Source organism: Corynebacterium faecale (assembly GCF_030408735.1).
In the GTDB taxonomy this organism is placed as follows: Bacteria; Actinomycetota; Actinomycetes; order Mycobacteriales; family Mycobacteriaceae; genus Corynebacterium; species Corynebacterium faecale.
The window spans coordinates 1-13,815 of sequence record NZ_CP047205.1 but is presented as its reverse complement, the minus strand read 5'-3'; the positions used below and the strand labels follow the sequence as shown (position 1 = coordinate 13,815).

10 protein-coding genes and 2 pseudogenes are annotated in these 13,815 nt (G+C 57.4%); 4 read left to right on the top strand and 8 right to left on the bottom strand.

Annotated features, from left to right (window positions below):
* Position 1: 1 nt before the first annotated feature.
* Positions 2-301 (bottom strand): arginyl-tRNA synthetase, encoded by a 300-nt coding sequence (locus tag CFAEC_RS13535; RefSeq protein WP_290280100.1) that lies wholly within the window; start codon positions 299-301, stop codon positions 2-4.
* Positions 298-3,858: a MobF family relaxase gene (gene mobF / locus CFAEC_RS13530; protein WP_290280098.1), complete on the bottom strand. Its 3,561-nt coding sequence runs from the start codon at positions 3,856-3,858 to the stop codon at positions 298-300. Before mobF ends, CFAEC_RS13535 begins: the two co-directional genes overlap by 4 nt.
* A gap of 223 nt (positions 3,859-4,081) precedes the next feature.
* On the opposite strand from mobF, the gene CFAEC_RS13525 reads away from it, so the two are divergent.
* Positions 4,082-4,261: a hypothetical protein gene (locus CFAEC_RS13525; RefSeq protein WP_290280097.1), complete on the top strand. Its 180-nt coding sequence runs from the start codon at positions 4,082-4,084 to the stop codon at positions 4,259-4,261.
* A 96-nt stretch (positions 4,262-4,357) separates the two neighbouring features.
* Here CFAEC_RS13525 and CFAEC_RS13520 read toward each other — a convergent pair whose 3' ends face one another.
* Together CFAEC_RS13520 and CFAEC_RS13515 are read right to left on the bottom strand one after the other, a co-directional pair.
* Entirely contained in the window at positions 4,358-5,320 is a 963-nt protein-coding gene (locus CFAEC_RS13520) for a restriction endonuclease (protein WP_290280095.1), read from the bottom strand.
* Positions 5,321-5,545: 225 nt separating this feature from the next.
* A complete protein-coding gene (locus tag CFAEC_RS13515; RefSeq protein ID WP_290280093.1) occupies positions 5,546-7,186 on the bottom strand; it encodes a replication initiation protein in 1,641 nt (546 codons plus the stop codon).
* A gap of 391 nt (positions 7,187-7,577) precedes the next feature.
* Between CFAEC_RS13515 and CFAEC_RS13510 the strand changes: the two genes are divergently transcribed.
* Positions 7,578-8,162: a ParA family protein gene (locus CFAEC_RS13510; RefSeq protein ID WP_290280091.1), complete on the top strand. Its 585-nt coding sequence runs from the start codon at positions 7,578-7,580 to the stop codon at positions 8,160-8,162.
* Positions 8,162-8,398 (top strand): hypothetical protein, encoded by a 237-nt coding sequence (locus CFAEC_RS13505; protein ID WP_290280089.1) that lies wholly within the window; start codon positions 8,162-8,164, stop codon positions 8,396-8,398. Before CFAEC_RS13510 ends, CFAEC_RS13505 begins: the two co-directional genes overlap by 1 nt.
* 196 nt (positions 8,399-8,594) lie before the next feature.
* On the opposite strand, the pseudogene CFAEC_RS14335 reads toward CFAEC_RS13505, so the two are convergent.
* Together CFAEC_RS14335 and CFAEC_RS13500 are read right to left on the bottom strand one after the other, a co-directional pair.
* A pseudogene (locus tag CFAEC_RS14335) lies at positions 8,595-8,799 on the bottom strand (IS6 family transposase); the annotation flags it as partial.
* A gap of 74 nt (positions 8,800-8,873) precedes the next feature.
* Positions 8,874-9,595, bottom strand: a pseudogene (locus CFAEC_RS13500) (IS6 family transposase).
* 298 nt (positions 9,596-9,893) lie between these two features.
* Here CFAEC_RS13500 and CFAEC_RS13495 point away from each other — a divergent pair.
* Entirely contained in the window at positions 9,894-10,505 is a 612-nt protein-coding gene (locus tag CFAEC_RS13495) for a class I SAM-dependent methyltransferase (RefSeq protein WP_198028689.1), read from the top strand.
* Between the two features lie 422 nt (positions 10,506-10,927).
* Here the strand turns inward: CFAEC_RS13495 and CFAEC_RS13490 are convergent, their stop codons facing one another.
* Together CFAEC_RS13490 and CFAEC_RS13485 are read right to left on the bottom strand one after the other, a co-directional pair.
* Positions 10,928-11,539 (bottom strand): YdhK family protein, encoded by a 612-nt coding sequence (locus CFAEC_RS13490; protein WP_290280086.1) that lies wholly within the window; start codon positions 11,537-11,539, stop codon positions 10,928-10,930.
* A 98-nt stretch (positions 11,540-11,637) separates the two neighbouring features.
* The gene (locus CFAEC_RS13485) at positions 11,638-13,815 is read right to left on the bottom strand and encodes a heavy metal translocating P-type ATPase (protein ID WP_191734567.1); all 2,178 of its coding nucleotides are present in this window, start codon (positions 13,813-13,815) and stop codon (positions 11,638-11,640) included.

The following is a 13,815-nucleotide window of genomic DNA, read 5'->3' as shown; positions in this document are numbered from 1 at the left end:
GCTAGTTTTTACTGTTCTCGGCGATCTCGAGAAACATCCGGGCCACACCACGAGGTACGCACATCAGCTTGGCGATCTCCGGCAACTCCATCCCCTGCTCCTGCAACACCTCCATATGCTGTGCTGCCTTAATAGAGATTTCTTCTAATTGATCTACTAGTTTCCACAGCTCTTCTTGGGCCTCGCTGCGGCGTTGTACTTGGCGGAATTGCTCTTCATATTCCTGGTGAAGCCGGCGAGAAACAGCCTCAAGATAGGACCGTGCCGCATCATTGAGCCCATCACTGTTCTTAGCTGTCATAGGCCATAACCTCGATCCCGCTCCAGCCCAGAGGGGCGCTGAACTGGGGGCCTGGGACTTATCGGTGTCGATGCGTGGAGGTTGTTGAGCATGGTGGACAGATCCTTATCTCCCCCGGCAACCCTTAATACTTCTTTCATGCCAGGTTGTTCGTTCGGGTCGCGGCGTGTCCTATCTGCCCGTAGGACCTCCCACGTGGCGTGGCTGCGCCACTGATCTTCCGTGGCCACCGCCGCAGGATTGTCTAAGGCGTTGGCAGCGCGGCGGTAATGAGCGAGCTTGTTTTCCTGCTCACTTACCTGCTCTGCCGTGGGAGCTGCTGCGAGAACCTCCTGATAATCACGCAGTTGCGTCGAGACGGTCTCCACCTCACGGGTAGTGTGAACAAGCTGCTCACGCAGGTCATCCACCTGGGACTGAGCATCCTTCAACTTTCCACCCCGCACCAGCTTCACCAATCCAGGCTTGGAGCGTTCCGTCTCCAATTCTGCTCGTGCCGCCGTAAACTCCTGCTCCACCTGGTGCTTCTTCGCCTGTAGGTCTTCCAGGGTGGCCACCACATCAGGGAGGTGCTGTTTCGCTTCTTCTGCCTGCTGGGCTTTGTCTACCAGCATGTGATAGGTCTGTTCTGTGGCCTGATAAGTCTCCACCACCGTGTGAGGGGCGTCCACCATCTGCTCTAACAACCAGCCGGGGATATCCGCCAGGGGGCGATCCTTCAAGGACGCCTCAACAATCTCCTCAGGTGTCAGGGCCTGTGCAGGCTTATTTTTCTTGGCTGCTCGCTGCTCCCGGGTGGCCTGGTAAAACTCCTCCAACCGTGTACGACGCATGCTCTGACGCTTGGTCATAACGGCCGCCATGTGGGTGCCGGCATAAGGGTCTTCACCCACCACCAGGTTGCTGGAGAGTTTCGCGAGCTCAAAATCAGCCCTGGCATCCCGCCACAGTTGTTGTGGCGTGATATCTGCCCGGTCGCGTTTCGCAGCATTGATCAGCAGGTCACGGGCATACTCCGTTGTTTCCCGGCGTTCTTCCACCAGCAGGGATCCGTGCCCGGTATCAGGGTCACCTGCTCTGGTGTCCATCAAATACAGGTGGTTTTCATAGCGTCCACGCGTCAGTGGCACATAGACTCCTGCCCGATCAACCTGGCCGATACCTGCGACAACATGGCAGGTATCAACGGTCGCACCTTGGGCAGCATGCCCAGTGGAGGCATATCCTAACTGCACATGATCCTTAACGTAGTCAGCGGGTAGATGAGCTATAGCGTGAGTGTCATCCATACGCCGAGCAGTCATACTGCCGTCCTCATGCACGTGGTCGATGATCCAGCGTTGGCCATTGCGGACAATATCCCCAGCATCAGTCAGCAGATCATAGTTATTGCGCTTGCTAAGGATGACATCGCCGATAAATCCCTGGTGGCCACCAGAAAGCCGGACATGATGACCCAGTGGGTTAATAGCCCCGGTATCCCCGCAGACTTGCTGGGCCAAGCGGTTAAGCAGATCCACATCCTCCCGGGTACTAGCCACCAACAACGACTCCAGGCCTTTATCCTTGTCTTTGGCCCAACTGGTGAGGGCGTCCATGAGCATCGCCGTGGAGGATCCTGCATGCAGACGGTTGTTATCGGCGTACCATTGGGCGGCACGGGCAGAGTCGGTTTCGTCACCGTTACGCAGCAACTGCGACGCCAAACGTTCCCCGGCATGCTTTTGCCTAAACACCTCCGTCAACTCCACTGCATCAGGTAGTTCATAGGCTAAGGTCGCCAGCATCCCAGAGCGAGCTTTCACTGCCGCATACTGGTGGGGATCACCAACGAACACAATCCTGGCATCCGCAGCAGCGGTAACTTGTAGCAGTGTCACCATGTCTGGGGTGGCCACCATGCCGGCTTCATCAACGACCACCACTGTTGAGGCATCCCACCCAAGTTTCAAAGCGATCTGTTCCGGGGTCATTTCCCGGGTTCCGACCAAGGCTTTGGCGATGGTGGCAGAGGTGTGGGCAACGTCTTCTCGCACCATCACATCCGCAGCCTTGCCCGTGGGTGCCAGGCCAACGACGGTTTTACCCGCGCGTTCCCAGGCCCGGCGAGCAGCCTTGAGTGAGGAGGTTTTACCTGCTCCGGCTGGTGCTACCACCACCGATGCCCGGTAGCATGATGCCACCACTGCGCGCATAGCACGCGCCTGATCCACCGACAACGTGTCCTTAATCGGCCTAATAGACGACGCATCCACTCCCCGATTCACCCGCGCTGTGGCCAGATCAATGCCGTCATTGACTTCCTCCACCACAGCTTCCGCAGTAAACCGCTGCGATCCTTCCCGCGCTTTGAGGCTGTGACTACGAGCCATATCCGGGTTAACCGACCACGCCAATTCCGTTGCGATAATCTGATCAACCAGGGCTTCCACCTGACCCACAATGGCTTCTGGAGCGATGCCGACGGGCATAAGCTCGGCGGTTTTCTCCACCAAATCAGCGCGCGTAAACGTCGAGCGTTCCTCAATCACCGCATTAATCACCGCTGCTGGGCTGGGCAGTGTCACCTCACGAGGAGCCGATTCCGTAGCACTTTTCTGAGCAAAAGACGCGACCGTGTCAGAGACTTTCATGCCCACAGAATGCGCCATCCACCGCGCATGCAGCTCCTCCATCGGGGTCTCTGTGTCTTTCACTCGACGGGTAATTGCCTGCCCCATCCGCGAGGCACCAGCAAAATCAGCACCATTCTCATGCTTCCAGTTATTAATTTCTCGCATCCGAGTCGAATACGCCTCAATGACTTCCGGGGCATCTAGGCCTGCGATTTCAGCGCACCCATTGCTCACTTCAGCCCACTGCACACCCAACTTTTCACTCAACGTCGAGCGCAGCACAGACTGATACAACATGCCTGCTGCACGCGCCTCGTGATACACAGACTTCGAATCCAGCGTGCGACTTTTCCCATCCGGGCACAACTGACGATTACTCAACAACACATGAGAATGCACATGAGGATCCCCCGCACGAGAGGTTTTATGCTCATACTTCACCCCCGATAAGCCAGAAACCCGAGCAAGAATCATCTCGTTCGGATCATGCTCCGATGCCTTTCGGGTGTAGCCAGCATGCTGCGAAAGGTAACTTAACGCCGCTGATACCGCCTGCGCGTGCGCCTCATCAACGATCTTTTTCATGCTTGAATCGCCGAAACCCCACACCAACGACACACTTTTCGGTGCACAAAATGTTAAATCAAACCCCGGAACCCCACTCCTCCCCGGCCTCCGACCTAATGATTTACCACTCGGAGCTTGTGCTGAATTAAACCACTTCGTGACCTGTTTCCCATCAACAACATCACCCGATTCCACACCCAAAAACGCCGATACCGACGCCTCCAACCGCGGGCTTGGGCTCACCACCCAGGCGGTAGCAGGTCGCCGACCATCCTCCGAGTAATACCCATCCGGCCCACTTTTAGCTACAAAAGTATCAACCGTGGACTCATAATAAGCCACAGACTCCGCGTGCATCTTGCCGATCGTCAGCACCGCTGTGACCTCCTCTTATACGCGTTTGCCCAGCTCAGACGGGGTACAAATTTTGCAAGTTTACTGCCAATGTACCAAAGATCTCTTTGTGTGTCTTTGGTTTTCTCACTTGATCAGGAGACCCTGATCAAGTGAGATCGCGAGGATCACGAACGTGACCCTCGCGGTGAGGTTTCTTTGGGCTCATGGGAACCTCGAAGAGGTTCAGGAAGTCTAACAAGGTGTGGCGATTATTGTAGATACCTGGGATGAGATCTTCATCGGCGCTGACACCGCGGAGATAACCCGTCAACTGCTTGAACGGCTCCCGGTGTCACCGACAGAAGAAATGCTCACTGAGTTAGCCGCAGCGATCTTAGGTTGCGACACCCTCGACATCATCGTGACCCACACTGAGAACTAGCGAGTCTGCTCGCGATGTGCTCGTAATCAAGTGTCCTTCGCCTGCACGCGTTTCGAACTCGAGGCGCGCGGACCCACCGGGAAGTGGTGACGGGGTTTACTCAAAGTAATCTTGGTCAAGCTCGAGGGTGACATAGGTCCGCTGCGCTTGAACCCCTACTCGATACCGCATCATCAGATCAACGAGTCGTGGGCCATCGATCAACACCACACGCGTGGGGATCCCAGCAGCATAGGACCGCGCGGACAAGGTAAAAGCACTCGTGGTGAAAAAGACACCCTTGTGCGCGGCCCGACCATGCATCGCACCGACAAAAGCTTGGATCTCTGGCTGACCGACGTTATTGCCCTTGGCATAGCGCTTAGCTTGCACATAAATCTTGTCTAACCCTAAGGCGTCTTCATCGATGATTCCATCGATGCCCCCATCGTGACTGCGACCAATAGCAGAACCTTTACCGTGCGCTCCTCCATACCCCATCGCCAAAAGCACATCGATGACCACGCGCTCGAAGAACTCCGGATCCACCTCACGCAGTGCGGCAAGGAGTTCTGCCCCGACCCGGTGGCGGTTAGCTTGTTCCGCGGTGTCCATCACCTCGTCAGAATTCTGCAAACTAGGTACTTCTACCGAAGGGCTATCTGCAGCTTCTTCTGCTGCCTCTGCTGTGGGTGCTGGCTTAGGCCAGTAGGGGCTGAAGAATGCGTTAGCGTCGCTGTAGATCATGCCGTCCGGGTGCTCCTCAAGCCACCTGCGACCAGCGTCCGTGATGCGGTACTGGCCCCGGGACACAGCTTCAATGAGTCTGGCCTTGGATAAGTGTTGGACGGCCCAACTTAACCGGTTATCAATACGAAGAGCCCCTGAGTTCAACACTTCCGTCATCCCGGCTTCAGATACCTTCGCGTGCTTCCGCGCAGCTGACAGGATGTCTCTACGACGCCAGATCTCCCCGTCAGTCATGGTGTGAAGCACGGTTGCTGTTAACCGCGACCACGGTGGCACCTCCGAATCAGCAGGATCAACATAAAACTCACCAACAGCAACAGGTTCACTCACGACTACTTCTTCTCTCTATGGTTCTCTCAACGAGCTACTTCAGCACTAAGTCCTTTGGGGCACAGCGCCTAACTCATCGAGCTAGCAAGCTACCAATAGATTTAAGTACTCATCTATAGACAGTGAATCAGAAACACTTTCTCTCCCACCGATAAAAAGAAAACAAACCCCTAGGAGTAGTACAACCAAGGGGCACCGTTCTATTGCTTAGAGTATGAGCCCCCTCTACTCCGGAAGCATTCCTAAACCACGCAGGGTGGCTAAATGTCGGGTAACCGTGGCCCGAGATAAACCTGTCTCTTCTATAATCATCCGACGCGTAGGAGGAGTTTCAGACTGCTTATATCCTTCTAAGTAAGCCGCTAATACGCGAGAGCGACTTTCTGCCCCTTGTAGTCTTTTACGCTTTTGTACTTGCAATACCGGCTTCATAGCTTGCTGGGCATAGTCGCTTTCTGGGTCTTTCCACCGCTCCGCGGCTTTCTTCCCTCCACGCCGACCCAGCGTCGCTAACGCCTTACGTTCCTGCGGTCGCATACGGGTATCTGTCGGATTCTCCTTCACCACCGCATGCTCCACACGCTTATCACTCGCCACATAGCCGCGCACACGACGCGCTAGAGAACGCAGATCCCGCATCGGGGGTTCCTCCCGCGGGCGATCATCCGCACCGACTGAATGCGCCACCTCGTAGGCCTCCCGGTAGGCATCAATGATCGCATCATCGGTCATCTTCTTCCCCGCCCGGTTCAACCGACCAGCAGTCTTCAAGGCGTGCTGAAACGCGGTAACATCACGCTGAGCCCTGCCAGGTGACTGCCACACCACGCGCACTCCATCGATCACATCCGGGTCAGAGGCCTCAAAAGCTTTGGCGAGATCATCGTCTTCTAAGCCGGCGAGGACTTCCCTGGCTTGCATGGCTTGACGAGCACGCTCGGTATTAGCTCTGGCGGCGTTGATGAGTTCACGTCCGCTGGAAAAACGTTGGGTATGGCGTCGATCTGCCACACCTTTGTCTTCCATGGTGGCCACGGTGTCTCCTTTCAGCATCCATAGACCTGTGGATAACAGGCGCATATGAAACACCTCATGGTGTTGGGCGTACCAACGGTATGCCCCTAGATTATCCCCGGAATAGATCGGATTACGAGACCACCCATGCGAGAAGTTCTTATCGGCCTCGAAAAACGCCTGTAGCTCCGTATGTAGTGCCTCCAATAGGCTCCAGGGTTTGGATACTTCCCCTGGGGTGCGGTAGACGGGGTCGATGTACCAGATCATCTGGGATTTACCCGATTCTGGGTTGATCCCAATCCAGTTTGGCCCTAGGCGAAGGTGGGCGAGTTTTTCGACCTTGTCTGCGACAAACCCATCGAGTCCGGAGAGGAATCCTCCGGGTGCTCCGACATGATCGATATCGATGACGATGACTGCAGCAAAGGTGGGGTTGGTGAAGTGGATGTATTCCGCCAGGTGCACCCGTTCCTTGGGCCAGATCAGCGGTGTGCGGTGGCCGTGTTTGTCTTTGGTCTTGGACCAGGCTTTGGTGATTCCTGCTCGGTCCTTCGCGCAGTGCAGGCCATCCCGACCAAGGTGATTGAGCAGGATCTCGGCATCATGGTGGCACCACCCGGTATCAACGAGTTCGCGGCTCTGGTGGGCCACGATATGGGCATCAAACCAGCTATCCCGGTCGCGCTGATAGGTGTTCTCGTCCGTGTAGCGCTGGGTGTTTGACCACAGGGAGGGTGCGTGATCACCGACTGTGACGGGGACATAGGTCGGTAGGGTGTCGTGATGACACTCGCGCACCAGTTGTGGTGCGTGGGCACGGGTTCTTGCTATGCTGTTGATACAGCTCACCTCGAATGTACGGTTCGGGTGAGGGTAAGAAGATCCTGGCCGATCTGACTTACACCTCCAGAAGACTCCGGTTGCACCCGGGGTCTTCTACTTTTTCTCGTGCCTCTAGTATGCCCTCTGGATGGGTTTAACGGGACATTAACGCGCCAGCGCCCCTAAAAACTCCTCAAGACAGATATGTCTTCACTTAAAAACGGGGCCCGACGGCATCATCCTTCTTCCAGATGAGCTCAGCGATGTCTTATCGAAGATGAGTCACTATTAACGACTGAACCTGAAAAAGTTATCTCTAGATCTCCAAACTGCAGTGATTTACAAATACACAAGTATTCCTGTATCTTGATTTACAAATACACATGTATCGCTGTATCTCGCTACGGAAAGGTTTTTCATGATTATTGGAATCGTGAACGTTAAAGGTGGTGTGGGTAAAACGACCTCCGCCATCTACCTCGGAACCGCCTTCGCCCAAATGGGTAAAGACGTGGTCGTTATCGACATGGACCACCAGGGCTCTGCTTCCGACTGGGCAGACCGTGCCGCCGATGCGGACACCCCACTCCCTTTCCCTGTAGAGATCTCCAACGCCAAGCGGCTCGACCGCTACGTGAAGTCCATCAACCCAGAGACGATCATCATCCTCGATACTCCCCCCGGTGACCCGCAGAATATCGATGCCGCAATCAACGTCGCCGACTTCGTCCTGGTCCCTACCCGCTCCTCTGGCATCGAGACATCACGAGTGTGGGATACCCTCCCCGCGCTCGAGGGAATCCCGCACGCTGTCTTGATCACCTCTGCCCGTCTTGGAACGAAGAGCTTGGACCTCCTCCTGGCCATCCTCGATGAGGAAGAAGTCCCAAGGTTCCGGGCTGCTATCCCCCTCCGCGAATCCGTCACCGCATCCTGGGGTGCCGTACCAGAACGCCTCGAGGGATATGATCACGTCGCACAAGAAATTTTGGAGTCCGTCTAATGCCCGCCAAGAAGTCCAGCCTCGGACCAGGGAAGCCTCGTCAACGTCGTTCCATTGCTGAAGCGTTTGTCGATACCAATGCCGCTTCCAAGGCTGAGGAAAGCACTATGTTCAATGTCCGGATGACTACCAGTGTGCACAGACGGTTGAAGCTCCAGGCATTTAAAGAAGATCGTACGATGAAAGAAATCGTAGAGGAATCAGTGGTCAGATACCTTAATGAGCATGAAGATTAATTTACAAATACACAAATACACATGTATTTGCGTATTTGTGTATTTGTGTATTTGTGTATCAAGAGGGCAATTTTTATTAACCCTACAAACCCGATCAAATCGCTCGCCCCCAGATTAAAGGGTGCTGTTGCAAAGTTGGGTGGAGGGGCCGTAAACGCCCGGGTTCATTTCCCATGGTCTCTGCGACTCAGCGTTCCTAGGCCGTCTCGAACACTCGGCTAACGATCACCGCGTCCGGATTCAGATGACCGTGAGGTCAAACATCGTCCCTGGCCCTTCCGTGAATCGAGTGCATCGCTTCCATCCCTTTCAACGTCCGGTACGCAGACGTCTAAGTTCTGGAAGGCCCCTTTCGGCCCCAGGATCCGTTTCAACCGGCCATGATCGCCCTCGAGAAGGTGTTGTTGCAAAGTTGGGCGGAGAGCAGCGAAGACTCAGTTTCTCATTCCCTGATGGCCGCTGCGTGTGGGCGTTGTTAGGCCGTCTCGAAGACCCGGTTGACGATCACCGCGTCCGGGTTCGGTTGCCCGTGAGGTCAAACATCGTCCCCTGACCTTTCCGTGGATCGAGTGCATCGCCTCCATCCCTTTCAACGTCCGATATGCAGATGTCCGGTTCTTAAACGCCCCTTTCGGCCCGAGGATCCGCTTCAGCCGACCGTGGTCACCTTCCAGCACGTTATTGAGGTATTTCACCTGCCGGTGTTCCACCGTAGGAGGGCAGATTCCCTCTGACTTCAACTCGGCGATTGCCCTGGCTAGGGAGGGTGCTTTATCGGTGTTGATCACTCTGGGATACCCGGCTGACGCATTCGACCTCAGGGTCTTAGCCAGGAAGCGCTTCGCTGCGGCCACGTTCCGCTTCGGAGAGAGGTAAAAGTCCAGGGTCTGGCCACCGGCGGTGATCGCCAGATCAGAGGTAGCACCACCTGCCGCCGACCCGGATATAGGTCTCATCCACCCGCCAGGACCGGGCCTGCCAGTCAGGTACCTGCCGGTACCACCGTGTTTGCTTGTCCAGCTCAGGGGCGTATTTCTGGACCCAGCGGTGAGAATCGTGGTGTGATCGACCGGCACGCCCCGGCTGAAGTCATCATTTCCTCCAGGTCTCAGGTCAGCTCACCCCGTAGCGGCAGTACCACCGCACCGCCCACAGGATGACCTCGCGAGGGAAATGACGACCGGAGAAGATACCCATGGCTGTGATTATTTCACGTCGCTTTTCCTACTGCCCCAACTTTGCAACAGCACCCTCCCAGGTCTCTACGCAGTTCTCCCAGGAGACTGCGGACAGCTTCTTCACCGTGGCGGACACACCCTACTCCCAGCAGGTGAAACGTTGGCTCGCGCGGCGATACGGACTGCTGTGCCGGGTAACATCGGCGACACGGTGGCATGTTTGTAGAGCCATAGCAGCCCAATGCGGTTCGGTATTACCGCCGGGAAACTGATCCGATCTCAGACTGCCCCGTAGATAGGAGGAAGCCATGCCCCGGATGTCGACCGCAGAAGCGTTGTTCTGTCGCAGTGCACTGTGGCATTTTCTGGCCCCGAGGATGATTCCCTGGGCGACTCAGGACTGCTCCCTCGCTGGACGCGTTCTGGAGATCGGCGGTGGCAGCGGAGCGATGGCTGAAGCAATCATCCACTCCCACGGGCAGGTGAACCTCACAACGACCGACGTCGATCCGGCCATGGTCCAGGCCGCGCAGCGATCCCTCGCAGGACTGCCCATTGAGGCACGTCAGGCTGATGCCACTGCCCTGCCCTTTGCAGACGAGTCCTTCGACATGGTGGTGAGCTTTCTCATGCTCCATCACGTGGTCGAGTGGGAGCAGGCGGTGGCTGAGGTGGCTCGGGTCCTGCGCCCAGGCGGGTTGTTCGTGGGATATGACCTGCTCTCCTCGCGCGTCGCGGGCTGGCTTCACCGGGTCGATGGCTCCCCGCACCGCCTCATCGAGGCCGATGCCTTCGAATCCGCCCTGGAACAAGCTGGTCTGGACCCACTCCGCCTTCGCTCCACTGGCGGGGGTCTGGTCCTGCGGTTCGTAGTACACAAGTCGAGTATCACCGACCACAACCCGAGTAACTCTGGGCACGGTACGTAGCTGCTTCGCGAAGATAAGCTCCAACCAATGAGACCAGGTCATCCCCGGTGACGATGACCGGTGCGGGATTTGGTGTGGGGCTCATTTCGCATCCTGATGGCTATGGCCGGTTCACCCGGCAGACAAGCGGGCCACGATGTACCGTCTCTGCCCACTCAGAGGACATCCGCCACGCCGTCTAGAGCGGCCGCCACCAAGGGAACATCCCCGTCACGGGCAGCCACCACCGGTGGGATGCTCCTGACTCGTCCGCGACGTCGTCCGCCAGGGATGGAACGACCACGCCTACCGACTGGCCCGACAGGTGCTCACCCAGGACGAGGACTAACTCGTCCTAGGGCAGAAACCAAAGAGGTAAGCACCCAGGGACCTCAACCAGATGGTGGAGGAGCCCGGGGTGCTGAGGTTGCGGTTGGTGGGTCTTACTCTGCCGGGGCGATCTCGCTTTCGGTGACCCATTTATGATTAGTCATGGTCATGTCGTCGGTGGTCAGATCAACCATGTAGACAGTCTCATCCGTCGAATAATCGATGGTGGCGGTAGCACCCTTCATCCCCGACATGTGTTCTGCATCGATGACCACTTCGGCTCCGTCAGACAGCGGTGCCTGGCCTGGATCAACCAGTTCCTCATGGACCACCCAACGGTGGTCGGTGATCGGTTCACCACCGCCAACCGGGGTGTAACTGACCGAATACGTGGTGGTGTCAAAAGCACCGGAGATCGTGGCCTGAGCACCATCCATGCCCGGCATGTGATCGGCCGTGAGAATGACCTCAGACCCTACTGGATAGGTTGGATCGACGGCTTCGACGATACCTTCTGGTGCCGGACCACCGTCTTCTGGATGATCCATGTCATGCCCACCGTCTTCTGCAGTGGTGGTGTCCTCGTGGGTCTCACCGTTATCCGCAGATGTCGCTGTGGCGCTGACAGTATCAGCGTTGTCAGAGTCGCTGGCATCGTCGCTACAAGCGCTCAGCACAAGGGTTGACGTCAATGCGAGGGCCGCAATGGTGATGGTGCGTTTCATGATCGTTCCTTTCAAGGAATAGTGATAGAACTGGGGGCCGAGTGACCAGGATGGTCATTATTGATTAGGGGGATGTCGACCCACAGGGTCTCCTCCTTCTACTTGCTGGGAGCCAGATGAGCAGGATCAAGATTGATCCGGCGCAGCAGCTGGGCGTTTAAGGCAACCACAATGGTCGATGCGGACATCAGGATCGCGCCAACTGCCGGAGAGAGCACGAATCCAATCGGGGCGAGCACCCCGGCAGCCAAAGGAACGGCGAGGATGTTATATCCAGAGGCCCAGATCAGGTTCTGGATCATCTTGGTGTAGCTGGCCCTGGAAAGTTCGATCATCGACAGGACTGCTCGGGGATCGTCACTGGCAAGCACCACCCCGGCAGATTCCATGGCCACATCAGTGCCGGCACCGATAGCGATACCGACCTCAGCCCGGGCCAGGGCTGGTGCGTCATTGACGCCGTCACCGACCATCGCCACACGCAGTCCACGATCCTGCAGCTCCGCTACCTTGGTGTCCTTGTCCTGAGGAAGGACCTCGGCGAAGACCTCATCAATGCCCAGATCCCTGCCGACGGCGTTAGCAACCTGACGGGCATCACCGGTGATCAGTGCAACCTTCACTCCTCGCGCCTGCAGCGCCTGCACTGCGGCGCGGGACTCGGGACGGATCTTGTCCTCGACCGCGAGTGCCCCGATGATCTGTCCGTCCCGGACGACGTGGAGCACACCAGCACCGCGCTGTTCCCAGGATTCAATCTGCTCATTCAGTTCGCCGGGGATGGTGAGATTGAATTCTCGCAACATATTGGGTCCGCCGACGAGGATATCTGCGCCGTCGACAAGCGCGCGGACCCCGCGGCCACTGGCCGCGGTGAAACCGGTTGCGCGCATCGGCTGGCGGGAGGCTTCTTCATGTTCGTTGGCTGCCGCGACGATGGCCCTGGCCACGGGGTGCTCGCTATCAGCCTCAGCTGCGGCAGCCAAAGCCAATAGCTGGCCTTCCGAGGTACCTGTTGCAGGTGCCACGCCGGTGACAGCGTGGGCACCTTCGGTCAAGGTACCTGTCTTGTCGAAGAGGACGATATCAATGGTGCGCATGCGCTCCAGCGCCATCCGGTCCTTGATCAGAACACCGGACTTGGCTGCGCGTTCCGTGGAGATGGCAATGACCAGCGGGATGGCCAACCCGAGCGCATGCGGGCAGGCGATGACCAACACGGTTACGGTCCGGATCACGGCGTCATCCGGGCTGCCGACCATCGACCAGACCACCGCGGTGATCAGTGCTGCGATCAGCGCGAACCAGAACAATAATGCCGCAGCCCGGTCAGCCAGCGCCTGGGCGCGGGAGGAGGATTCCTGGGCATCAGCGACCATACGCTGGATCCCCGCCAGTGCCGTGTCAGTACCGACCGCCTCAACGCGGACACGCACGGAGTTGTCGGTGGCCACAGTGCCGGCGACCACATGCGCGCCGACATCACGAAACACAGGGCGGGATTCGCCGGTGATCATTGCTTCGTCGAACTCGGCGGAACCGTCAATCACGGTTCCATCCGCGGGCACGCGACCACCAGCGCGTACCAGGACAAGATCGCCCACAGCCAGCTCGGCGATGGGGACGGTCCTGGTGGTATCGCCGTCGATCTTCTCCGCTTCGTCGGGAAGCAAAGCCGCCAGGGCGTCCAGGGCTGAGGAGGCTGAGCCCAAGGCACGCATTTCCATCCAATGGCCCAGCAACATGATGGTCACCAGCAGCGCCAGTTCCCACCAGAAATCAAGGTGGAACCCGCCAATCCCTAAGGTGGTGACCCAGGACGCGACGAATGCCACGGTGATGGCCATGGCGATCAGCAGCATCATGCCTGGTTGGCGGGATTTCAGCTCGGCGACTCCGCCTTTAAGGAACGGGGCTCCACCGAAGATGAAGATGATGGTTCCCAGTATCGGGGCGATCCAGGTGGAACCCGGAAACTGCGGGATCTGATAACCGATGATGTCGGCGAACATGGGGCTAAAGAACACGACCGGCACTGACAGAATCAGCGTCCACCAGAATTTATCCCTGAACATCGCAACGCTGTGGCCGGCGTGGTCACCGTGGCCGTGGACATGGTGATCATCGTCGTGATCATGGCTGGCATGGTCGCCATGCCCGTGGTGCTCGTCGATTGCGGAGTGGGGGTGATCCTGGGGCATGGCCTGGCCGTGGGTGGCAGCATCGTCGTGCTGTTCATGTCCAGTGTGATCACCGTGATGATGTGGGGTACTCAT